The 22914-nt window shown below is 56.4% G+C and carries 21 protein-coding genes; 8 read left to right on the top strand and 13 right to left on the bottom strand.

Going from position 1 to position 22914, the window contains the following annotated elements:
* Window positions 1–7: 7 nt before the first annotated feature.
* The 8 genes from CHB79_RS01610 to CHB79_RS01645 all read right to left on the bottom strand — a co-directional run bounded on the left by CHB79_RS01610 (window position 8) and on the right by CHB79_RS01645 (window position 8847).
* Window positions 8–3133, bottom strand: a complete 3126-nt coding sequence (locus CHB79_RS01610) for an efflux RND transporter permease subunit (RefSeq protein ID WP_089358680.1) — start codon at window positions 3131–3133, stop codon at window positions 8–10.
* The gene (locus tag CHB79_RS01615) at window positions 3130–4596 is read right to left on the bottom strand and encodes an efflux RND transporter periplasmic adaptor subunit (protein ID WP_089358681.1); all 1467 of its coding nucleotides are present in this window, start codon (window positions 4594–4596) and stop codon (window positions 3130–3132) included. The genes CHB79_RS01610 and CHB79_RS01615 overlap by 4 nt, the downstream gene beginning before the upstream one ends.
* Window positions 4593–5849: a TolC family protein gene (locus tag CHB79_RS01620; RefSeq protein WP_089358682.1), complete on the bottom strand. Its 1257-nt coding sequence runs from the start codon at window positions 5847–5849 to the stop codon at window positions 4593–4595. The genes CHB79_RS01615 and CHB79_RS01620 overlap by 4 nt, the downstream gene beginning before the upstream one ends.
* A 117-nt stretch (window positions 5850–5966) precedes the next feature.
* Window positions 5967–6296: a hypothetical protein gene (locus CHB79_RS01625; RefSeq protein ID WP_089358683.1), complete on the bottom strand. Its 330-nt coding sequence runs from the start codon at window positions 6294–6296 to the stop codon at window positions 5967–5969.
* Between the two features lie 19 nt (window positions 6297–6315).
* Window positions 6316–6831, bottom strand: a complete 516-nt coding sequence (locus CHB79_RS01630; RefSeq protein WP_089358684.1) for a DoxX family protein — start codon at window positions 6829–6831, stop codon at window positions 6316–6318.
* A gap of 12 nt (window positions 6832–6843) precedes the next feature.
* Window positions 6844–7617, bottom strand: a complete 774-nt coding sequence (locus CHB79_RS01635) for an HvfC/BufC N-terminal domain-containing protein (RefSeq protein WP_425439571.1) — start codon at window positions 7615–7617, stop codon at window positions 6844–6846.
* Window positions 7618–7619: 2 nt separating this feature from the next.
* Window positions 7620–8516, bottom strand: coding sequence for an MNIO family bufferin maturase (bufB, locus tag CHB79_RS01640; RefSeq protein WP_089358686.1), 897 nt, complete (start codon window positions 8514–8516; stop codon window positions 7620–7622).
* Window positions 8517–8541: 25 nt separating this feature from the next.
* On the bottom strand, window positions 8542–8847 hold the full coding sequence (locus CHB79_RS01645; protein ID WP_010484798.1) for a BufA1 family periplasmic bufferin-type metallophore: 306 nt from the start codon (window positions 8845–8847) through the stop codon (window positions 8542–8544).
* Window positions 8848–9211: 364 nt separating this feature from the next.
* Between CHB79_RS01645 and CHB79_RS01650 the strand changes: the two genes are divergently transcribed.
* Window positions 9212–9967: a class I SAM-dependent methyltransferase gene (locus CHB79_RS01650; RefSeq protein ID WP_425439573.1), complete on the top strand. Its 756-nt coding sequence runs from the start codon at window positions 9212–9214 to the stop codon at window positions 9965–9967.
* A gap of 21 nt (window positions 9968–9988) precedes the next feature.
* Here CHB79_RS01650 and CHB79_RS01655 read toward each other — a convergent pair whose 3' ends face one another.
* Window positions 9989–10627 carry a TetR/AcrR family transcriptional regulator gene (locus CHB79_RS01655; RefSeq protein WP_089358687.1) on the bottom strand — a complete coding sequence of 213 codons (639 nt, stop codon included), beginning with the start codon at window positions 10625–10627 and terminating at the stop codon, window positions 9989–9991.
* A gap of 92 nt (window positions 10628–10719) precedes the next feature.
* On the opposite strand from CHB79_RS01655, the gene CHB79_RS01660 reads away from it, so the two are divergent.
* The 3 genes from CHB79_RS01660 (at window position 10720) to rloA3 (ending at window position 15602) form a co-directional block, all read left to right on the top strand.
* Complete coding sequence (locus CHB79_RS01660) at window positions 10720–11823, top strand: efflux RND transporter periplasmic adaptor subunit (protein WP_089358688.1); 1104 nt, start codon at window positions 10720–10722, stop codon at window positions 11821–11823.
* A gap of 4 nt (window positions 11824–11827) precedes the next feature.
* Window positions 11828–14902 (top strand): efflux RND transporter permease subunit, encoded by a 3075-nt coding sequence (locus tag CHB79_RS01665; protein WP_089358689.1) that lies wholly within the window; start codon window positions 11828–11830, stop codon window positions 14900–14902.
* Between the two features lie 187 nt (window positions 14903–15089).
* Complete coding sequence (rloA3, locus tag CHB79_RS01670) at window positions 15090–15602, top strand: retropepsin-like aspartic peptidase RloA3 (protein ID WP_029529386.1); 513 nt, start codon at window positions 15090–15092, stop codon at window positions 15600–15602.
* 81 nt (window positions 15603–15683) lie between these two features.
* Here rloA3 and rimO read toward each other — a convergent pair whose 3' ends face one another.
* A complete protein-coding gene (gene rimO / locus CHB79_RS01675) occupies window positions 15684–17003 on the bottom strand; it encodes a 30S ribosomal protein S12 methylthiotransferase RimO (protein WP_010484810.1) in 1320 nt (439 codons plus the stop codon).
* A 37-nt stretch (window positions 17004–17040) separates the two neighbouring features.
* On the opposite strand from rimO, the gene CHB79_RS21985 reads away from it, so the two are divergent.
* Window positions 17041–17211, top strand: a complete 171-nt coding sequence (locus CHB79_RS21985) for a hypothetical protein (RefSeq protein WP_157998228.1) — start codon at window positions 17041–17043, stop codon at window positions 17209–17211.
* Window positions 17212–17272: 61 nt separating this feature from the next.
* Window positions 17273–17755, top strand: coding sequence for a VOC family protein (locus CHB79_RS01680; protein WP_010484811.1), 483 nt, complete (start codon window positions 17273–17275; stop codon window positions 17753–17755).
* A 165-nt stretch (window positions 17756–17920) separates the two neighbouring features.
* Here CHB79_RS01680 and CHB79_RS01685 read toward each other — a convergent pair whose 3' ends face one another.
* Window positions 17921–18475 carry a cytochrome b gene (locus CHB79_RS01685; protein WP_089358690.1) on the bottom strand — a complete coding sequence of 185 codons (555 nt, stop codon included), beginning with the start codon at window positions 18473–18475 and terminating at the stop codon, window positions 17921–17923.
* Between the two features lie 181 nt (window positions 18476–18656).
* Here CHB79_RS01685 and CHB79_RS01690 point away from each other — a divergent pair, with 181 nt between their 5' ends.
* A complete protein-coding gene (locus CHB79_RS01690) occupies window positions 18657–19847 on the top strand; it encodes an NnrS family protein (protein WP_089358691.1) in 1191 nt (396 codons plus the stop codon).
* A gap of 9 nt (window positions 19848–19856) precedes the next feature.
* Window positions 19857–20294: a CopD family copper resistance protein gene (locus CHB79_RS01695; protein ID WP_089358692.1), complete on the top strand. Its 438-nt coding sequence runs from the start codon at window positions 19857–19859 to the stop codon at window positions 20292–20294.
* 7 nt (window positions 20295–20301) lie between these two features.
* Here the strand turns inward: CHB79_RS01695 and narL are convergent, their stop codons facing one another.
* Together narL and CHB79_RS01705 are read right to left on the bottom strand one after the other, a co-directional pair.
* Window positions 20302–20937 (bottom strand): two-component system response regulator NarL, encoded by a 636-nt coding sequence (gene narL, locus CHB79_RS01700; protein ID WP_089358693.1) that lies wholly within the window; start codon window positions 20935–20937, stop codon window positions 20302–20304.
* Window positions 20934–22736 carry a HAMP domain-containing protein gene (locus tag CHB79_RS01705; RefSeq protein ID WP_089358694.1) on the bottom strand — a complete coding sequence of 601 codons (1803 nt, stop codon included), beginning with the start codon at window positions 22734–22736 and terminating at the stop codon, window positions 20934–20936. The genes narL and CHB79_RS01705 overlap by 4 nt, the downstream gene beginning before the upstream one ends.
* Between the last annotated feature and the right edge of the window lie 178 nt (window positions 22737–22914).

Raw genomic sequence — 22914 nt, forward strand, 5'->3', positions numbered from 1 at the left:
TGCTCCTTCAACCTCCGCGCTTTTTACTCATCAATAGATAGGCCGCTGGCAGCACCAGTAGCGACAGCAGCGGTGCGGTGATCATGCCGCCAACCATTGGCGCGGCGATACGACTCATCACCTCGCTGCCGGTGCCGCTGCCCCACATGATCGGCAGCAAGCCGGCAATGATCACCGCCACTGTCATCGCCTTGGGACGTACGCGCTGCACAGCCCCTTCGCGAATCGCCTCCAGCAGAGCGCCTTGGTCCTCTCGTCCTTGTTGCAAGCGCTCAAACCAGGCGTTTTTCAGGTACAGCAGCATGATTACGCCAAACTCGGCGGCCACTCCGGCCAGGGCGATAAAGCCGACGCCGGTTGCGACCGAGAGGTTGTAATCGAGCAGGTACAGAAACCAGATACCACCCGTGAGGGCGAAGGGCAGTGTGGCCATGATCAGTAACGCCTCTTTCAAGCGCGTGAAGGTCAGGTACAGCAGCACGAAGATAATCATCAGTGTGGCCGGTACCACCAGCTTCAGGCGTGCATTGGCACGTTGCAGGAACTCGAATTGCCCGGCATAGCTCAGGCTCATGCCGGGTTGCAGGGTTACCTGCTGGTTGATCGCGGTGCGCAAGTCGGCCACCACCGACGACAAATCCCGTCCGCGCACATCCACGTAAACCCAGCCGGAAGGACGCGCATTCTCGCTTTTCAGCATGGGCGGACCATCGCTTATCTTTAGCTCGGCAACGCTGCCCAGGGTGATCTGGCTGCCTTGGGCGGTGTAGATCGGCAGGCTTTTCAGACGGCTCAACGAGTCGCGCCATTCACGCGGATAGCGCACATTGATCGGGTAGCGGGCGAGCCCTTCAATGGTTTCACCGACATTGGCCCCGCCAATGGCGCTGGCGACTATTGCCTGGACATCCGCGATATTCAAGCCATGGCGTGCAGCCGCCTGGCGATTGATATCGACATCGATATAGCGTCCGCCGGTGAGCCGTTCGGCCAGTGCGGAGCTGACGCCATCGACCTGCTTGGCAACGTGCTCGACGGCCTGGGTGACCTGGTCGATTTGCAGCAGGTTGGTGCCCGCCACCTTGACCCCGATCGGACTCTTGATGCCCGTTGCGAGCATGTCGATACGGTTGCGAATGGGCGCAATCCAGATGTTGCTCAGCCCTGGCACTTTTACGGCGCGATCAAGCTCTTCGATCAACTTCTCCGGCGTCATGGATTCGCGCCACTGATCGCGCGGCTTGAATTGAATGGTTGTCTCAAACATTTCCAGTGGCGCCGGGTCGGTGGCACTTTCAGCCCGTCCAGCTTTGCCAAAAACGCGAGCGACTTCCGGTACCGTCTTGATCAGGCGGTCGGTCTGTTGCAGCAGCTCTGCGGCTTTCTGGACGGACAACCCCGGTAGCGCCGATGGCATATAGAGTAGGTCACCTTCATCCAAGGGCGGTAAAAACTCCCCACCCAGGCGTGACGCTGGCCAAGCGGCGCTGAGAAAGATCAGCGTGGCAATCACCAGGGTTGTTTTGGGTTTGCGCAGTACCGCGTCAAGCGCTGGCTGGTAGATTTTGATTAAGCCTCGGTTGATCGGATTGTGTTGCTCGCTTGGGATTTTTCCGCGAATCCAGTAGCCCATCAGCACCGGGATCAGGGTAATGGACAAGCCGGCGGCGGCTGCCATCGAATAGGTCTTGGTGTAAGCCAGGGGGGCAAAGAGCCGACCTTCCTGGGCTTGCAGGGTAAAGACCGGAATAAACGACAAGGTGATTATCAGCAGGCTGAAAAACAACGCAGGTCCAACCTCGATGGCGGCATCGCTGATCACTTGCCAATGCTGTTTGCCGCTTAGAGTCTGATTGGGATGTCTGGCATGCCATGCCTCAATCTTTTTGTGGGCGTTCTCGATCATCACCACGGCTGCATCGACCATCGCTCCAATGGCGATGGCCAGGCCGCCCAGGGACATGATGTTGGCGTTGATACCTTGCTGGCCCATGATGATAAATGCGACCAGGATACCGATTGGCAGCGAAACAATTGCCACCAATGAGGAACGCAGGTGCAAGAGAAATACCAGGCAGACCAGTGCCACCACGATAAACTCCTCGAGCAGCTTGAAGCCAAGGTTATCAATGGCCCGGTCGATCAGCTCGCTGCGGTCGTAGGTGGTGACTATTTCGACCCCGGGCGGCAGGCTGGCCTTGAGTGATTCCAGCTTGTCCTTGACCGCAGTCAGGGTCTCGCGCGCATTCTTGCCGCTGCGCAGGATAACCACGCCGCCTGCCACTTCACCTTCACCGTCAAGCTCAGCGATACCCCGGCGCATCTCCGGACCGATCTGGATGCTGGCTACATCTCCCAGGGTAATGGGCACTGCGTTGGCATCCAGACGCAGTGGGATGGCGCGGAAATCGTTGAGCGTATTCAAATAACCCGAGGCCCTGACCATAAACTCGGTTTCGGCGAGGCTCATGACCGAGCCGCCAGTTTCCTGATTGGCCTGGCCGATTGCATCGGTCACCTCGCGCTGGGTGATTCCAAGATGGGCCATCTTCAGCGGATCGAGCTGCACCTGATATTGCTTGACCATGCCGCCAATACTGGCGACCTCGGCCACATTGGGCAGGGTCTTCAATTCGAACTTGAGAAACCAGTCCTGCAGTGAGCGCAACTGCGCGAGGTCATGCCTGCCGCTGCGATCGACCAACGCATACTGATAAATCCAGCCGACCCCGGTTGCGTCTGGCCCAAGCGATGGCTTGGCTCCATCAGGCAGCTTGTCCTGGATCTGGCTGAGGTATTCAAGCACCCGCGAGCGCGCCCAATACAGGTCTGTCCCGTCCTCGAACAAGACATAGACATAGCTGTCGCCGAAGAAGGAATAGCCACGCACTGTCTTGGCTCCCGGCACCGACAGCATGGTGGTTGTCAGAGGGTAGGTCACCTGATTCTCGACAATCTGTGGCGCCTGGCCGAGGTATGGCGTGCGAATGATGACCTGGACGTCGGACAGGTCGGGCAGGGCATCGATTGGCGTATTTTGCACTGACCAAACGCCCCAGACAGTTGCAAAAACAGTGGCAAGCAGCACCAGCAGACGGTTGCCGATCGACCAGCGAATCAGAGCTGCGATCATGGTTGCACCGCCTTTTCCATGGGGTGTACTTGTTCGATCAGCAGGCCGTTATCGCTTTCACTCACGGCTATGCGCACGCGATCTCCAGCCTTCAAGCCTGCGAGTAAGCGAGCATTTGCAACCGGGAATTGCATGGTCATTCCTGGCATGGACAATGTCTTGAAAGGGCCGTGGGCAAGGGTGATGCTGTCTGTGTCCAGGCTGATGATTTCGCCTTCGGCCTGGTGCAATGCGCGCTTCGGGGCCTGTGTTTGCGGGTCGTCGAGCGACGTGATCTCGATGCCACGCAGGCTGGCTTCCGAATCCAGCAGGAACTGACCGGAGACGACAACCTGTTGGCCGGCCTCCAGGCCCTGGATGATTTCGACTTGCTGGCCATTCTCCTGGCCGAGCATGACTTGTGTGGGCTGGTAGCGACCATTTCCCGTCGCCAGCATCACCAGGGCGCGATGTCCGCTGCGGATAACGGCTTCACTCGGCACCACTAACCTGGGTTCAGTGGCGATTTGCGCAAGTCGTACGTTGGCACTTTGCCCTGGGCGCAGCTTGCCTTGCGGATTGTCCAGCTCAACGCGTACGCGCAGGGTGCGAGACTGTAAATCAGCTTGTGGCAAGATTGCGCTGATGCGGCCGTTGATTGCCTCCCCAGCAAGCCCAGGCAAATATGCCTCAACAGCTTGCCCAGTCGCCAAATGCGCAGCCTGCGCTTCTGGAATCGCGACATCGAGCCAGATACTGTCCAGGCCGTTGATGCGGGCGAGACTCATTCCGCTGGAAACCGTCATGCCTTGGCGAACATCGAGTTGTTCTATCATGCCGGCAATCGGGCTGGTCACTGTCCACAGCGGCTGTAGTTTCGCGCTGCGTTCGACCTTATCCACAAGGCTGGCGGGCATGCCGACCAGTCGCATGCGTTGCTTGGCAGCGGCCACCAGGTTGGGCTCGCCACTGTTGCGCAGTGCCAGGTAGTCTTCCTGGGCGCTGATCCAATCCGGAACCAGTATGTCCGCCAGTGGGGCGCCTGCGGCAATTACATCTTGGTTTGCGCGTGCATACACACGCTCGACGAAGCCTGTGTTACGTGCTTGCACCACCGCAACATCACGATTGTTCAGGGTCAGGATGCCCGCAGCTTGTATCTCGCGATCAAGCGAGCCCAATGTCACTGTTGCCAGGCGCATGCCAAGGTTTTGCGTGACGCTTGAATCAATGCTGATACCAGCGATATCGCCACCGTCCTCTTCGTAACGGGGCACCAGTTGCATGTCCATGAAGGGCGACTTGCCGGGTTGGTCGAACCTTTGTTGCGGGAACATAGGGTCGTACCAATACAGTGCTTTTTTCTCCGCAGTGGCGGCCGGGCCCGGCATCTGGGGCGAGTGGTCTTTGCTGGCGAGCCAGTAACCGCCGGTTGCGCCGAGAGCAAGTAACAGACTGCTGAAAATCAGGGGTTTGGTATTCACAGGCCAGCCTCTATGTCAGTGAAATACAGGCGAGCGCTGGTAAGTGCCCGCTGTTGTTCGATATCAATCTGTTTCAGTTGCGCCTCTATAAGCCCTTGGCGCGCGCTGATTACGGCTGACAATTGGTTTCGAGCGGCGCGGTAGTCGGCCATTGCCAGCTTGAGCCTGTCTCTGGCCAGTGGAATCAAGGTTGCCTGGTTGCGCTTGAAGGCACGGTCCAGGCGTTGGTAGGTCGCAAGGTTGTCCTCTAACTGCTGGGTGTGCATGCGCAGCTGGGCCTGATACTCAGCTTCGATCTTGTCCAGCTCGGAGTGGCGTGCGGCAATCTTTGGGTCCTGGCGTGAGCCACTGAAGACCGGGAGATCAATGCTCAGTTGCAAGCTGACCATGTCTCCGAAATCCTGGTCTCGGTTCTGGTAGGCGACTTCCCAGCTCCAGTCGGACTTTTTCTCGGCCTTGGCTTGGCGAAGCTGAGCTTCTTTCTCGCGGGCCATTGGCTCGTATGCCGCAAGCTCGGGATGGCGCGCGAGGTTATGTGTGTAGTGCTGCGCATCCACAGGCCAGTTGGGCATTGATCCTGTCAACTTCTCATTCGCTCGCAGTCCGACCCAGCGCCTTAACGCGGCGCGTTGTTGGGCGAGTTCCTGGTGTAGCTGGTCCTCTTGCTCTTCAAGCATTGCCGCCTGGATTTTCGGTGCGACTGCGTCGGCAGTCTGTCCATTGCCGCTGGCAAGACGCGCCTGAACAGCTTTGCCAAGCAGTTGGTTTTCTGCGTACAGCGTCTTGAACAGGGCTATCTTGCGTTCAAGCGCCAAGGTCGAAATCCAGGCCATTGCGGTTTCACGGCGTACATTCAGGCGCTCAATTTGCGCTTCTATGCTGGCGCGCTCGACGCTGGCTTTGGCCGTGTCGATCCGTGCTCCACGTTTGTCGCTGTTGAGCATTTGCTGCATCACGCCAATCTTGGTCGATGTCATGGGTACAGCATTGAGTTCGCCGCGATCCGGGCCATTGATGGGGAAGTTTTGCAAGCCAAGCAGTAGCTTTGGGTCAGGCAATTCGCCTGCGGGAATTGCATTGTTGCGTGCGGCCTCAAGCTGAGCCGCTTGAGCGGCTAGTGAGGGAGCATCACGTTCTGCCTCTCGCATTGCCTCTGCGAGGCTCAAGGCGTAGGCGCCATCGCTGAGTTGCGTGGCAAGCACAGCCACGAATGCCGACGCCAGTGTGCGCAGGCATGGATATCGAAGTTTCATTGCAGTGATTCCGATCATGTTGAAGTCGCGCCCAGTGCGGCCCCAAAAAGCGGAAAGCCAGACACGCAGCGCCCCGCCGGGACCAACCCGGCTGGAACTCAATACATAGAAGAGGAATCAGGCGCGGGGAGGGCGCCAAACACTGTCGGGGGAGGTGGATGCAATGAAGTTGTTTTGCGCCAGGATAGGCGGCTGATGAGCAAAATTTACCGGGGACTTAATGCTTAGAACCTGAACCATGATGCTATTGGCCTGGCATTCAAGGCCGCTTTTGCAGAATTTTTCAGCAATGCTCATCTGCTCGGCGCAGCACTCCATGGCCTGGTGTTGCGCTGGGTTGGTGTTACCCATTGGGCATGGCAAACGCATCTGTGCCTGCACCACGCCATTAAAGGCGAGTGTCAGGCAAATCATGATGCGCAGGGCATGCCGAATAAGCAGGTTCATCTAATAGCCGTAGCCGGATTCAGGAGTTGTAACCATAGCGCCGTGCAATCAGGTGGTCTATAGAAAATATTCCAGGCCCTTTGCTCATCAGGATCAACAGCACCGCAGCCCATACCCCATGAGTCGGATAGGCACTTGGATAGACCAGCAGCTGGATAACCAGGGTCATCACCAGCAAGCCGAGCGCGGAGAAGCGTGTGGCAAAGCCAAACAGAATCAAAACCGGCAGCACATGCTCGCCAACTGCAGCCAGGGTGGCTGCAAGTTCAGGGGATAAAAAGGGCAATTTATATTCTTCCGTGAATAATGGAATTGCCGAGGGGGAGAGTGTAGGGATGCCCAGTGTGAAGGTGCCCGAGACTATATCGATTTCAAGGCCCGACACCTTGGTTTGTCCGGATTTCCAAAACACGGCTGCAATGGCAAAGCGACCGATTAAGGCAATCAGGCTATACGGGATCTGCTTGAACAGCTCGATCGCGTTGCCGACCATGCGTACCGGCGCAGGAGCCTGTGGGTGGGTTGATTCAGTCATGATGCATCCTTGTTAGGCAGCAGAGTTGGAAAGGCTATAGCGGGTGATTGCACCTGTTTGAATCAGGTGGGCCAGCAATGGGGTCAGGTCAAACTCGGGCTCGCAGGCAATGGCGTACTCGGCCGCCTCCGCAAGGGGATGGCTGTCCATCAGTGCGCCAAGAAAAAGTGCAGCGGCGGTTGATATCTGCAGCACTTCAACTTCCATTCGGTTGCGCAGTATCAGTCCATGCTCGGGGGTATTCGGATTGACCCTGGCGATATCGACATGGCCTTGGTGCGCGGCCCATAGCGAGACAATCGCATGGGGCGAATTAAGTACCGCAAGCGATGGATGCAGGGTGAGTCTCATCTGCTCGAGTGCCGCTGGATCAGCCAGGGCTTGCGCCAGGTGTTCCGGGCCCAATGTGGCTACATCGGCACTGTGATAGGCCTGGATGCGGGCAAACTCGAGGCGTGCCACATCCGCCAGGTAGGGCAGGCCTTGGGCTGGGGGAAATACCTCCATAAACCGGGCAAAGCTTGCGCCGTAACAAGCCAGAACAGGCGACTGCGGAGGGAATTCGCGGACAAAGACACTGGCCATCGCGCGGAAAAACTCATCACCCACCAACTGCAGGGTCACAGGAAAGTTGTCGGCCAGCGCATTGATCAATGAGCTGATCACATTATTACGGTACACCGCAAAGCGGCTGTCGCTGGCTGAACCATTCCAGGTTTTAAGTTGCCCAGGGCAGGGGTGCTGCACCTTGAGCAGTGCGTTGGAGAGCTCGTGCTGGTAGCCCATGGTCATGCATGCTCCGGCACAAGTGAATGCTGCGCCAACAGCCCTTGAGCCTGTTGCGCTTCTGCCAGCAGGACCGCAAGGGATGGGATGTCGTTGTCCCGCTCGATCAATGTCGGCAGTGCACCGGTGCGGGCAAGAACATCGCCGTAGAGCGTCCAGACAGCATTGTCTATAGGCGTGCCATGGGCATCTATCAGCAAGCGTTCGCCCAGGCTGTCATGGTCCTCGGCAAAACCTGCCAGGTGGATTTCGCCCACCGCCTCAAGCGGCAGTTCGTCTATGTATTGCTGCGCATCCCAATGGTGATTGACGCAGGACACATACACATTGTTGACGTCGAGCAGCAGGCCACAGCCAGTGCGCTTGATGACCGTGCTGATGAAATCGGTCTCGCTCATGCTCGATTGGCAAAATTCAACATAGGTCGAGGGGGTTTCCAGCAGCATGCGCCGTTGCAAGCGTTCCTGAATGCGATCAATGTGCTCACAGACTCGCGCCAGGGTGGCCTGGTCGTAGGGAATGGGTAGCAGGTCGTTGTAAAAATTCTCGTCGTGGCTCGACCAGGCCAGGTGTTCTGAAAAAGCCTGCGGCTGGTAGCGGTCAAGTAATTCGGCCAAACGGTTCAGGTGATTTTCGTCTATGGCCTGTTCAGAGCCGATCGACAGGCCAACACCATGAATCGACAAGGCATAGCGCTGGCGAATCTGGGTTAGGTAATGATGAAAAGGCCCGCCAGCAACCATATAGTTTTCAGCGTGTACTTCGAAAAAGCCGATGTCGGTTTTTTCATTGAGAATCTGTTGGATGTGTTGCGTTTTTAGGCCCAACCCCACCTGTTTAGGCAAGGTTGGTCCATGATCAGGAACGCCTGTGGCATGGGGCAATATGCTTGATGTCATGTGCGGCGCTCCGAATCGGCTGTGTTTAAGCCTTTGGCTTGTACTCGGTCAGTTGGCCAAAGCCTGTTGGCGAAGTCGCGGATTCAGTCTTTTCGCAGGTGCCTGCTGGGACATATTTCCAGGCGTTGGCTTGGTAATCGGTTGTTGAAGTGCCCGCGCAAGTGGTGCCAGCGCCTGCTGCGCAATCGTTTTTACCCTTGAGGGAAATACCGAAGCATTTTTCGTTGTCGGCGGCGTGAGCAGTGGTGACAGCGGCAGAAGACAGTGCCACGGCAGCGCCCAATGCGAGTGCGAGGCTAGCAGCAGAAACTGTACGGGTTTTAGCATTCATAAAGGTGAATCTCCGTTCGTTGGATGCATAGAGTCAAACTCAGGGATGACGATGGATGCGGCTATCGCCTTGAACGCAGCAACTCGGTCAAAAGGGGATAGATAACCTTTTGCTCAACTTGCGCGTCTGCTGATACAGAGAAGAGATGGGCGGATTTATTACAGGACAGGCTGAAAAAAATCCAAGAACCCCAAACCTGAGGTTGTTGAAGCGAGCGGGTTGAGCACATGACTCACCTATAGCCGTTAGGCTCTGGCAAAATAGCGTTCCAATAGGCGCGGGTCTTTTTTGCGCAGCCAAGCCCAATCCAGATGCAGACGAGCAGATGTTGATGAGCGAAGACAAACACGGCACCGCAGTCCGCATGGATGCGTTGGCGCCTCATTTAGCCGTGGACGCCGCGCAATGGGCGGCGCGGCTGGGCCTGCCGCAGACGGGAGATGCGGCCTTTGCTCTGCAACTGGCCGATAGCGGCTTGCAGTTGGTCGAACTCGGCCCGCAAGCGCCTGGGCCGGTGCGGGTGGATTTTGTCGAGGGCGCTGTAGCCCACCGGCGTCTCTTTGGCGGCGGTAGCGGCCAAATGATCGCCAAGGCGGTGGGCATCCAGGCAGGTGTGCGCCCGTCGATATTGGATGCCACTGCCGGGCTTGGTCGCGATGCATTCGTGCTGGCCAGCCTGGGGTGCATGGTGAACATGATCGAACGCCAGCCATTGATCGCTGCGCTGCTTGAGGATGGCTTGGTCCGTGCCGGGCATGACCCGGATGTAGCGCCGATTACCGCACGTATGCGCTTGCATCTTGGCAATGCGATTAGCCTGATCAATGATTGGCAGGGCGAGCGACCACAGGTGATTTACCTGGACCCGATGTTTCCCCATCGCGACAAAAGTGCCCTGGTCAAAAAAGAAATGCGCGTATTTCGTCCACTCGTCGGGGATGACATGGATGCCCCGGCCTTGCTGGCGGCGGCACTGCAGTTGGCGACCCATCGAGTGGTGGTCAAGCGTCCGCGTAAAGCGCCGGTCGTGGAAGGTGCAAAGCCTGGTTATGCGCTTGAAGGCAAATCCAGTCGCTACGATATCTATCCGCTGAAGAAGCTGGTTCCCGCCGGCAAGTAAGGCCCCGTGATCTGCGAACGGCTAGTCTGGGCGGTAGGCCCGCATGAACATGGCGACGTGCTGCTCAATATGTTCCAGTGCCGCGTCGCCTTCTAGCGCTTCCTCAAGACCGATCAACACACAAAAGTTGGCCCCGCCCTTGATCAGGCAAAAAAACTGGTCGGCTGCGATATGTGTATCGTCGATTTTTAATTTACCGCTGGCATTGGCCCGCTCCAGCAAACGCTGCATGGCGTCGAGCAGGCGCTGGGGGCCGGCCTCGAAAAACAGTTTCGAGAGCTTGGTGTCCTGGCCGCTTAGGCTGACCATGACCCGGTGCAACTCGATCGACTCACGGCTGTTGATCAGCGTATGAAAGGCGAGTGCGACCTTAAGCAGGATTGATTCTATTGGGGTTTCATCGGGCAGCTCGAACAGCAGTTCAGGTATCTGCGCTTCGCATTTGGCCTGGACAGCCGCCGAGAACAGCGTCTCTTTGTCTGTAAAGTGGTTGTACACCGTGAGTTTGGATACGCCTGCCTCTGCGGCGATCGCATCCATGCTGCTGCCGTCATAGCCGTTGCGCAGAAACAGCGTTTTTGCCGCTTCCAGAATAGCGCTGCGTTTTGCGAGATCCTTTGGGCGACCTGGGCCGTTTGACTGTAACAACTTGTTTGGCATTGGCGATTTTTAATACTGGACTGGTGAGTTTGGTATTTATACTATACCGCTCAGTATAAATATTCTAAAACTTTCCTGAAAGGCCAACGGTCATGTTCCAACATGTCTTTCGAACTGCGCTTCCCCTGAGTCTCATCGCTGTCCTTGCGGCCTGTGGTAATGGTGAGAAAACCGAATCGGTGATACGCCCTGCAATGGTGGTCCAGCCCGTGCCTTCCACTGCGCTAATGGATACCTATCCGGGCGAAGTACGCGCACGCTATGAACCCGACCTGGCATTCCGCATCGGCGGCAAGGTGATCAAGCGCCAGGTAGATGTGGGCGATCGCGTCAAGAAAGGCCAGGCGTTGGCTGAGCTTGACCCACAAGATGTGCGTTTGCAGCTTGAGTCAGCCCGCGCACAGGTGGCTTCGGCCCAGGCGAACCTGCAACTGGTCAAGGCCGAGCGCGACCGCTACAAAACCCTGCAGGGGCGTCAACTGGTCAGCCGTTCGCAGTATGACAATGCGGAAAATCTGTATCGCGCGGGTGTGGCCCGTCTCAAGCAGGCCCAGGCTGATTTCAATGTCGCCAATAACCAGAGTGGCTACGCTGTGCTGGCGGCCTCGCAAGATGGTGTCATTGCCCAGCGTTTCGTCGAGGTTGGACAGGTTGTTGCCGGCGGCCAGACTGTATTTTCATTGGCTGCAGACGGTGAACGTGAAGTCCGTATTGATCTGCCCGAGCAGGCGTACGGCCGTTATCCTGTTGGCCAGCCGGTCGAGATAGAGCTTTGGTCACAACCCGGCAAGCGCTTTAATGGGCATATCCGCGAGATGTCGCCAGCCGCTGATGCGCAATCGCGCACCTTTGCGACCCGGGTTGCATTTGACGCAGGGGATATTCCTGCCGAACTGGGGCAGAGCGCCCGGGTGTTTATTGCCCGTGAGGGGGAAGTTGCCCTGGCCATTCCGCTCTCGGCTTTAACCGCGGATGCGGGCAAGCCATATGTCTGGGTGGTTGATCCGCAAAGCTCGACCTTGAAGCGAACAGCCGTTCGCGTTGGCCCCTACAGTGACAATTCGGTGCCGGTTCTGGCTGGACTCAAGGCCGATGACTGGGTTGTTGCGGCCGGCACGCAAGTCTTGCAGGAGGGGCAGCAGGTCAAGCCCCTGGACCGTGAGAATCGCGCGATCAAGCTGACGGCGAAGGAGTAATCCCATGGATTTCAACCTTTCGCGCTGGGCCTTGCAAAACCGGCAGCTTGTGCTCTACATCATGATTCTATTGAGTGTTATCGGAGCGCTGTCCTACACCAAATTAGGCCAGAGCGAGGACCCGCCGTTTACCTTCAAGGCCATGGTTATTCGCACCAATTGGCCAGGCGCTTCTGCTGAGGAAGTTTCGCGGCAGGTTACCGACCGCATCGAAAAGAAACTCATGGAAACCGGTGAGTACGAGAAGTTGATCTCCTACTCGCGTCCCGGCGAATCACAAGTGACCTTTCTGGCCAGTGATTATCTCAAGGCCGATGAAGTCAAAGAGCTTTATTACCAGGTCCGCAAGAAGGTCGGTGATATCCGGCATACCTTGCCACAGGGTATCCAGGGGCCTTTCTTCAATGATGAGTTCGGTGACACCTTCGGCAATATCTATGCGCTGACCGGCAAGGGCTTTGATTATCCCATCCTGAAGGACTATGCCGACCGGATTCAACTGCAGCTGCAGCGGGTCAAGGATGTCGGCAAGATAGACTTGCTCGGCCTGCAGGATGAAAAGATCTGGATCGAACTGTCAAATACCAAAGCCGCGACCCTGGGCTTGTCCTTGGCTGCAGTGCAACAAGCGCTTAACCAGCAGAACGCGGTGACCACCGCTGGCTTCTTTGAAACACCAACTGACCGTGTCCAGGTTCGTGTAGACGGGCGATTCAAAACCCCCGAGGAAATTCGTAACTTCCCGATTCGTGTCGCTGGCCGCACCTTTCGCCTGGGTGATGTGGCCGAGGTCAAGCGCGGTTTCAATGATCCTGCTGCACCGCGCATGCGGTTTATGGGGGAGGATGCGCTCGGTATTGCCGTGGCGATGAAGGACGGTGGCGACATCCTGCAACTGGGGGCTGCGCTGCAAAATGAATTCGCGCGGATTCAACAAACCCTGCCCGCAGGCATGCAACTGCACAAGGTATCTGACCAGCCTGCGGCGGTTAAGACGGGAGTCGGTGAGTTTGTCCGGGTGCTGGCCGAGGCGCTGGTCATCGTATTGCTGGTGAGCTTTTTCTCCCTGGGCCTTCGCACCGGTCTGGTGGTGGCGCTTTCAATACCGCTGGTATTGGCCATGACCTTTGCCACCATGTACTTCCTTGGTATCGGCCTGCATAAAATCTCTTTGGGCGCGCTGGTGCTGGCGCTGGGCTTGCTGGTGGATGACGCCATCATTGCGGTTGAGATGATGGCGATCAAAATGGAGCAGGGCTACGATCGCCTCAAGGCCGCAAGTTTCGCCTGGACCAGCACGGCTTTTCCAATGCTGACCGGCACGCTCATTACCGCTGCTGGCTTCTTGCCAATTGCTACCGCGCAGTCCGGAACCGGCGAATACACCCGTTCGATCTTCCAGGTGGTGTCCATTGCCCTGCTGGTTTCGTGGATTGCGGCGGTGGTCTTCGTACCTTACTTGGGGGCCAAGTTCCTGCCAGACCTGGCCAAGCTGCACGCACTCAAACACGGCGGCAGCGAAACCGGGCACGATCCCTATGCAACGCCATTCTATCGACGTGTACGGCGCACCATCGCCTGGTGCGTGCGTCACCGAAAAACCGTCATCGTGATTACCGTGGCGATGTTTTTGACCTCGTTGGCGATGTTCAAACTGATTCCGCAGCAGTTTTTCCCTGCGTCCAATCGTCTTGAATTGATGGTCGATTTGAAGCTGGCCGAAGGCGCCTCCCTGCGCGCCACCGAAGCGCAAGTCAGTCGCCTGGAAGACATGCTTAAAGAGCATGATGGCATCGATAACTACGTGGCTTATGTGGGCACGGGTTCTCCGCGTTTTTACTTGCCGCTTGACCAGCAGCTACCGGCTGCGAGTTTTGCCCAGTTTGTGGTGCTGACCAAGAATATCGAGCAGCGTGAGGAAATCCGCAGCTGGCTGATTAAAACCATGAATGAGCAATTCCCGACCTTGCGCACACGCATTTCGCGCCTGGAAAACGGGCCGCCGGTGGGTTATCCGATTCAACTGCGGGTTTCGGGGGAACATATAGACAAGGTGCGGGCGTTGGCGCGACAGGTTGCGGTCAAGGTGCGTGAAAACCCCTTCGTAACCAATGTTCACCTTGACTGGGAAGAGCCAAGCAAAGTCGTGCGGGTCAATATCGACCAGTCTCGTGCTCGGGCCCTTGGCATTACGTCTGAGGATGTGGCCAACTTTTTGCGCTCTACCCTGGTGGGTAATAGCGTGAGTCAGTTCCGCGATGATGACGAATTGATCGAGATACTCCTGCGCGGCACCGATCAGGAGCGCCGTAGCCTGGACATGCTGCCGAGCCTGGCGATCCAGACCAGCAGCGGCAAGAGCGTTGCGCTGTCACAAGTGGCAACGCTGGAGTATGGCTTTGAAGAAGGCATCATCTGGCACCGTGAGCGCTTGCCAACGGTCACGGTGCGCGCCGATGTCTACGGTAAGGAGCAGCCATCAAGCATTATCCAGCAAATATTGCCGACGCTTGAGCAAGTGCGCGAGCAGCTGCCAGCGGGTTATTTGTTGAACGTCGGCGGTACGGTCGAAGACTCGGCCAAAGGTCAGAAATCGGTCAATGCTGGCATGCCGCTGTTTATCGTGGTGGTCTTGACCTTGCTAATGCTGCAGCTGAGAAGCTTCTCGCGCACGGCGATGGTGTTTATCACTGCGCCACTGGGGCTGATTGGCGTGACCTTGTTCCTGTTGCTGTTCAACCAGCCCTTTGGTTTCGTCGCCATGCTCGGCACCATCGCGCTGTCGGGCATGATCATGCGCAACTCGGTGATTCTGGTTGACCAGATCGAGCAGGACATCAGTGCCGGGCAAGACCGCTGGAACGCAATTATCGATGCCACTGTACGGCGGTTCCGTCCCATCGCCCTGACTGCGTTGGCTGCGGTGCTTGCAATGATCCCGTTGTCCCGCAGCATCTTCTTCGGGCCGATGGCGGTGGCGATCATGGGCGGCCTGATTGTCGCGACGGCCTTGACGTTGCTATTTCTGCCCGCGCTCTATGCAGCCTGGTTCAGGGTCAAGGAGCAGCCACAAGGCTAATGTTCAGGCTCGCGCAAGGGAGCTATTGCGCGTTTGACTTGTCTACCCCCTGGTGCGGCGTGCAATAAGCGCTGCGCCTGGGGCATGCCCATCAACAGCAGCCTTGGCAATACGGCCTGTACTTCACAGTGTTTCCACATGCGAGAGTGCATTGCATGCAGGCTGCTCACTCAATGAGGGCATCACTTTGAAATTGTCGTATATAAAAGCACTAGCCATATCTGTTTTCGCGTTGGGCCTTGCCGGGCCGGTCGTTGCAGCTCAGTCGGCCAAGGTTTTTGGTTGGGTTGAAGAGGGTGAGATCGAGCCGGAAGGCATCGCCGTCAAGATCAAACTCGACACTGGCGCCAAGACGTCATCAATGGATGCCAAGGACCTGGACCGGTTTAGCAAAGATGGCGATGAATGGGTACGTTTTAATATTGAGCTCAAAGACACTGATACCGGCAAGCTGAAAACCATGGAGGTTGAGCGCAAAGTCGTGCGCAATATTAAAGTGCGCGGTGCCGGCGGCTCAGAGCGTCGTCCGGTGGTGATGATGAGCATGTGCATTGGCGACCAGGTCTACAAGGAACAGTTCTCACTGAAAAACCGTGGCAAGATGAACTATCCCGTGCTGATTGGCCGTAGCACCATCGAGCACTTGGGCTTGGTCGATGTCTCCAAGACATTCACCAGCGAACCCAATTGCAAAAAATAGCCATTGTTGGCAAATATCAGCCATGAAAAAGCCGCGATTATCGCGGCTTTTTCATGGCGTCTGGCTTAACCGTTCGTGGGTTTAGACCAGTTCGGCCCACATGTCGTATTCGTCTGCATCGACAATCACTACCCGGACCTTATCGCCCGGTTTTACGTCGGTGCTGGCAATAAATACGCTGCCGTCGATTTCCGGGGCATCGGCGTAGCAGCGAGCCACGGCGCCTTGATCGTCGACTTCATCGATCAACACATCCATCTCTTTGCCGACTTTCAGTTGCAGGCGGGCGGTGCTGATAGCTTGTTGATGCGCCATGAAGCGATCCCAGCGATCCTGCTTGACATCGTCCGGCACCAAATCGTCGAGCAGGTTGGCAGGTGCGCCTTCAACCGGGGAGTACTGGAAGCAGCCTACGCGGTCGAGTTGAGCCTCTGTCAGCCAGTCGAGCAGGTATTGGAAGTCTTCCTCGGTTTCGCCGGGGAAGCCAACAATAAAGGTCGAGCGGATGGTCAGTTCCGGGCAGATTTCCCGCCAGCTTTTGATTCGCGCCAGGGTTTTGTCTTCAAAGGCCGGGCGTTTCATGGCTTTGAGCACTTTCGGGCTAGCGTGTTGGAACGGAATATCCAGGTAAGGCAGGATCTTGCCGGCGGCCATCAAGGGGATGAGTTCGTCGACGTGCGGGTATGGATACACATAATGCAAGCGTACCCAAACGCCCAGGCTTGAAAGCGCCTCGCACATCTCTGTCATGCGGGTCTTGACCGGCCGGCCGTTCCAGAAATCGGTCTTGTACTTCACATCAACGCCGTAGGCGCTGGTGTCCTGGGAGATAACCAGCAGCTCTTTTACACCGGCTTTAACCAAACGTTCAGCTTCGCTCAACACTTCGCCAACCGGGCGGCTGACCAGCTTGCCTCGCATCGACGGAATAATGCAGAAGCTGCAGCTATGGTTACAGCCCTCGGATATTTTCAGGTAGGCATAGTGGCGGGGCGTCAGCTTGACGCCTTGTGGCGGCACCAGGTCGATCAGCGGGTTGTGATCCTGGCGTGGCGGTACCACTTCATGCACGGCATTGACCACTTGCTCGTACTGCTGCGGACCAGTGACCGAAAGCACACTTGGATGAACCTCGCGGATCGAACCTTCTTCAACGCCCATGCAGCCAGTGACAATGACCTTGCCGTTTTCCGAAATGGCTTCGCCAATCACCTCCAGCGACTCAGCCTTGGCACTGTCGATAAAACCACAGGTGTTGACCACTACCACGTCGGCGTCTTCGTAGGTCGGCACGACCTCATAACCTTCCATACGCAACTGGGTCAGGATACGCTCGGAGTCCACCAGGGCCTTGGGGCAACCCAGTGAAACGAATCCGACTTTCGGGGCGGTGGTGGACATGGGGCAAACCTCTGGCTACGAGCGGCGGACACGAAGCATGTCCGTTGATCAAAAAGTGCGCAATTCTAGCGGCGCTTTGTGCAGTTTTCCAGTGTATTCGCTGGCAATTGTCAGTGCTGAGCCAGTGACGGGCGGTAGCTGTTGCCAGGTGTGGGCAAAACTGGCGGCTGAAGCTGGCCAGGCCGGTTATCGCATTGCCAGCAATTAGAGCAAATGGCTTGTAGGCGTTGGCTAGAATATCTGTCTCAGGGATCTGCTGGAGAGCCAGAATGACTAGCAAGAATACCGTTTGCATTTGGTATAACGGCGACGCTTTGGATGCCGCGAACTTCTACGCTGAGACGTTTCCGGATAGTGCAGTCGGCACCGTTTATCGTGCCCCCATGGATTACCCGGCTGGTAAAGAAGGTGATGTCTTGACCGTGGAGTTCACGGTGATGGGCGTTGCCTGTCTCGGACTTAATGGTGGCGGTGGGGTGAAGCATAGCGAGGCATTTTCGTTTCAGGTTGCCACCGATGATCAAGAGGAAACGGACCGCCTTTGGCATGCAATTGTTGAGAATGGCGGACAGGAAAACGTTTGCGGCTGGTGCCAGGACAAGTGGGGGCTTTCATGGCAAATCACCCCGCGTGCATTGTCCGCCGCGATAGCCCATCCGGATCCGGCTGCGGCCAAGCGCGCATTCGCAGCCATGATGCAGATGACCAAGATAGACATCGCCAAGATCGAAGCTGCGTTAGCAAAGCTTTGAAAACCTACTGCGCTCGATATTACGGCGTTTAACAGCTGCGCCGCTTTTGACTCGTTGCTTGTCCTGTCTTAGCCCGCGACCTTTTTAGAGGACCTCTGGCAGGTGATTAGCCCCACAAGTCAGCCCGGCCCTGAGTAAATCAAGCCGGGCGCTATTGAGCTGGAGTCAGTTCGAGTTGCGCTGTGGCAGCATGCGGACCAGGGTGTTGTCGCGCAGGATGTAGTGGTGGGCGAGACCGGCCACGGCATGCAGGCCGATCAACCAGTAGCCGGTGGTGCCTGCAAGTTCATGCCAGTATTTGATCTGCTTGGCCAGGTCCGGGTTTTTAGCCAGCAAGGCAGGCAGCTCCATGCCGAAGAAGGGGATTGGTTTACCCGCGGCACTGAGAAGCAGCCAGCCAGCTAAGGGCGCGCCTATCATCAGGGCGTAGAGTGCTAAGTGCATAAGGTGGGCGGGAATCGCCTGCCATTGCGGAATCGCCGGGACGATTTTCGGCGTTGGCGCGATCAGGCGTGCCAACAGGCGCAGCCAGACCAGGGCAAACACCGACAAACCCAGCATAAAGTGCCATTGCTTAAGCAGTTCCCGGGTGTCGCTGCCCTTAGGGAAATTGCCTTTCAGCTCGATGCAGCCGTAAACCCCGATGAGCAGAAGGACCATTAGCCAGTGCAGGCCAATGGACAGGCGTCCGTAGCGGAGTTCGGTGTTTTTCCAAGTCATAGTCTGGGCTCATCAGGTTATTAAACAGGTGTTAATAATAAAAACTAAGTCTTAACGATTGCTGAATACATACAGTGCTGCGCAAGTTTAAGCACATGCCTTGACTCAGGTCATCGAAGTGTTCGAAAAAAAGGCTGTAGGGTGCAGGCTTGAGGGGTGAACAGCTCTGGCGGTCGAGCAAATGCAGATACTGGATAAGCGTAAGGCACTGGCAATCGCGCCCTTGTTTCGTCTGGCGTTCCGAGGTTTCTTCCTGTTTGGCAGCCTGCTAGCCATGGTTGCTGTTCCTCTGTGGGTTCTTGCGATACACGGCTACTTCAACGGCTGGCAGCCGGTTGGCGGTTGGTTGGGCTGGCATCAGCATGAAATGGTCTTTGCCTTTGCCGGGGCCATTATCACCGGCTTTCTTTTGACTGCCGTCCAAACCTGGACCGGGCGTCCTGGCTTGAGTGGCAAGCCGCTGGCAGCGCTTATTGTTCTCTGGTTACTGGGGCGTATCTGTTGGTTGCTGGGGCCTCCGTTGTGGCTGTTGGCCGCGATAAACCTGCTGTTTATGTTGCTTGTCATCCTGGCCATGGCGCAAACCCTGGGCAAGGTAAGGCAGAAGCGTAACTATCCGATTGTCGTGGTGCTGGTGTTTTTTCTGTTGGCCGAGATCCTCAACCTTTATGGCCTGGGTATTGGGCATCCCGGGTTACAGCGCCAGGGTGTCATGGCTGCTGCATGGCTGATTGCAGCATTGATGGGCTTGATTGGCGGGCGAGTGATTCCATTTTTTACCCAGAAAGGTTTGGGCCGCCCAGCGCCAGTCCAGCCATGGCCGTGGCTGGACTGGGCGCTGTTAGTAGTCAGTATCTTGATCGCGGCGCTTGAGGCACTAGGTTGGGCGGCGCAGGCGAGTCTATGGATCGCTGGGCTGTTTTTTCTGGTCACTCTGGCACACGCGGTCCGATTCTGGCGCTGGTTTGATAGCGCTGTGTTGCAGGTGCCATTGCTGTGGTCGCTGTATTTGGCTTATGGCTGGCTGATTATTGCCTGTGCCGCAATGACGCTGTGGCACATGGGGTTGCTCGCCAGTCCAAGCCCGGCTCTGCATGCCTTGACCGTTGGAGGTGTCGGCGGCCTGATCCTGGCCATGCTTGCAAGGGTTTCGCTGGGGCATACGGGGCGTCCATTAACGCTTCCCAAGGGATTTGCCCTTGCGTTCATATGGCTCAATCTGGCTGCTGCCGTCCGGGTATTTGTGGTGGGCTATTGGTACATGCCAGCCCTGACGGTTGCCGCTGGGTTCTGGGCTTTGGCTTTCGCCCAGTATGTCTGTTGCTATGGCCCTATGTTGTGTCAGGCCCGCGCGGATGGACATCCCGGATAAGGAGCTGCCTTGAGCTATCTACTTATCAAGATCATCCATTTGTGTGCTGCCGCATTCTTTATTGGCGGTGTGTTTTTTGAGGTGATGATTGTCAGTTATGCCAGTCGCCAGCTACCGGATACTGCTCGGCAGCAGTTAGGTGCTGCGCTGGGTATGCGGGCGCGCAAAGTGATGCATTGGGTGGTGCTTGCGCTATATGGCGCGGGTCTTGGCTTGGCTTGGAATTATCGTGCTAGCCTGGCGCATCCATTTGCCAGCAGTTTCAGCTTCCTGCTGAGCCTGAAAATCGCTTTTGCGCTGAGCATTCTCGGGCATTTCATCCTTGTGGTCTGGTTGTTGCGCACGGGGCGCGCTACCCCAAGGCGCTCAAGGCTGATCCACTACAGTGTGCTGACGCAAATGGTGGTCATCCTTGTCTTGGCCAAGAGCATGGCGTTTGCCTGGTAAGACACTGTTATTTGTCGTGTTCAAGTGCCCAGACGGCCGCTTCAAGCCGTGAACTGACACCCAGTTTGTTCAGGATGTTTTTTACGTGGACCTTGGCCGTGCCCTCGCTGATACCGAGCTTGTTGCCCAGTTTTTTGTTGCTCATTCCGCTAGCGATCATCTTTAGAACTTGCTGTTCGCGATGGGTGAGGTTGCACGCATTGTTTTCTGGGGTGGGGCGAAGGGCCGTCGCCAGGGTTAGTGTAAGTGCCGGGCTTATGACCAACTGCCCGTCCAACGCTTGCCTGAGTTGCTCGATCAATTGTTCGGGCTCCATGTCCTTGAGCAAAAAGCCGTCCGCTTGCAAGCGTAGTGCGTCGGTGACATCTTCCTGAGCATCCGATACGGTGAACATCAGCACTTTTCCACTGTACTGAGCCTCACGCAGCCGTTTGAGTGTTTCGATGCCGTTGAGCTGCGGCATATTGTTATCCAGCAGGATCAGATCCGGCTTGAACTGCTCGGCCATGAGCAAGGCGTCATAGCCGTTACTGGCTTCGGCAACGACTTGCAAGTCATCCTCAAGTTCGATCAGTTGGCGTATTCCCCGGCGCATCATTGGGTGGTCGTCAACCAGCAACAGGGTATGGGGGGCTTGGCTCATGAGAGAGTCTCCATTGTGTGTCCGCTGAAAAACACGGCTTTAAATTCCATTTCTATGCAGGTTCCCCCCGCGTTCCTGTTGGTAATGCTTAATTGGCCGCCAATGCTTTCTGCACGCTCGCGCATGATGTTCAAGCCATGGTGTTGACGCTGGTCATAGTCATTACTGATACCGCAGCCATCGTCTTCGATAAGCAGTCGGACAGACTCGCCGTGTTGGCTAATGGTTACCCATATGTGTTCGGCCATAGCATGCTGGACGCAGTTGGATAGGGCTTCTCGGACGATTTGCAGTAGATGGATTTGTTCGGCGGCACTCAGGCTGAAAGCAAAGGGAGGGGTGTTGAAAATGATCTCTGCGGTACCACGCTGGGCGAACTCATCGGCGGTTTGCTCAAGGGCACTTTCCAGTCCACTTCCTTCTATCTGCAGGCGGAATGTGGTGAGCAACTCGCGTAATTGCCGGTACGCGCTATTGAGCCCGTCGCGCAGTTCCTCATTAACCTCAAGCAGGTGTTGAGTAGGTTCCTGGCGTTGGATCAAGGTGTTCATGCGACTGACTTGCAGCTTCATATAGGACAATGCCTGGGCTAGGGAATCATGCAGCTCCCGGGCGATGGTTGCGCGCTCTGCGAGCAGAAGTAGCCGGTTTTCCTGTTCACGCTGTTGCTCAAGTGACAGTGAAGTACCAATCAGGTTGGCCAATGCCTGTATCAGTTCGGTTTCCCAGGTGCGAAGGGAGTGGCCGTCACTGAATATTGCCCTTAGCTCACCGAGACGGACGCCTTGGGAGGTAATCGCGAATATGGATACCGAGGGATGTTGATGGCGCGGGCAATTGCTGCAGTTGTTGTGCAGGCAGGTTTCGCGTTGCTGGTTGCCGCGCAGGACAATCAATTGCGCTCGCTTGGTGCTGGCATTTGTGTGCAGGCACAGGGTCAGGTGCAGGTGGCTGAAGCGTTGTTGAAAGCGGTCGATCAAGTTATTGAGTTGCTCGATATTCGCCGCGTTGGTGGCCAGGCTTTGGCTGCTCTGGTAGAGCATCTGCAGTGTCGAGTTGGTTTGCTCAAGGTCACGGGTCTTTTCGTTGATCCGGTCTTCAAGGTTGAGGTGGGACTGTTTTATGACTTCGGCCATGGCGTTGAAGCTTTCCGCCATCTGTCCGAGTTCGTCTTCTGAACGATAGGTAATGCGTGCGTTCAGGTCGCCACGGCTAAAGCGGCGAGCACTATCGACCAGTTGCTTGAGGGGGCGAATCACGCTGCTTTGCAATTGGTATAGACCGACCAGCAGGATCAGTACTGTCAGTATCAGCGCCGCACCCTGGATGCCTTGCTGCCAGTTTTGACGGCTTTCACTTTGTCGCTGAAGCTGGCTGATAAACTTTTCCAGTTGCAGCACGAAACGTTCAGCTTCAGCGATAAAGACGCTTTTAGTCTTGTGATCCAACGCCGGCAGCATGACGTTTTGCCAGTGATCATTGATCGCCTGAAATGCCAGGGCAGTGCTTGAGTCCATCCGTCGCTCTGCCACTCGGCGCAATGCCGGGCTGGCAAGCCGTTGTTGCATATCCGCTTTCAAGTTTTCAATGGTTGAGCGGGGCGCTGCGACATCCAGGCGCCAAATGAGTCGATAGGTGGCCATGCGCAATGAGCCTGCGGCATTGATAGCTGCCGCATCATCCTTGCTGATGTTGGCGATTACCACGGCGCTCAATGCGCTGCTCAACGCCAGAACAGTGATAAGTGTCACTGCCAAGGCTGCTTTGGCGGGTAGTGAGCACTTAAGCCAGCGCCTCAAGGCAATTACCTCCAAATAGTTTGGTGCGATAGATCTAACGAGTGGTTACTGGTCTATTTTCGTAACACAATGAATTTATTGATTAATTTATTAGTTACGACGCTACCTCTTTCGGGGTAGCAGGGCAAATTGTGGGCCAGTTCGAGGGGAAACTTATTGATGTAGGTCATATGAGCGG

It is taken from the genome of Pseudomonas segetis (assembly GCF_900188155.1).
Taxonomy (GTDB): Bacteria; Pseudomonadota; Gammaproteobacteria; order Pseudomonadales; family Pseudomonadaceae; genus Aquipseudomonas; species Aquipseudomonas segetis.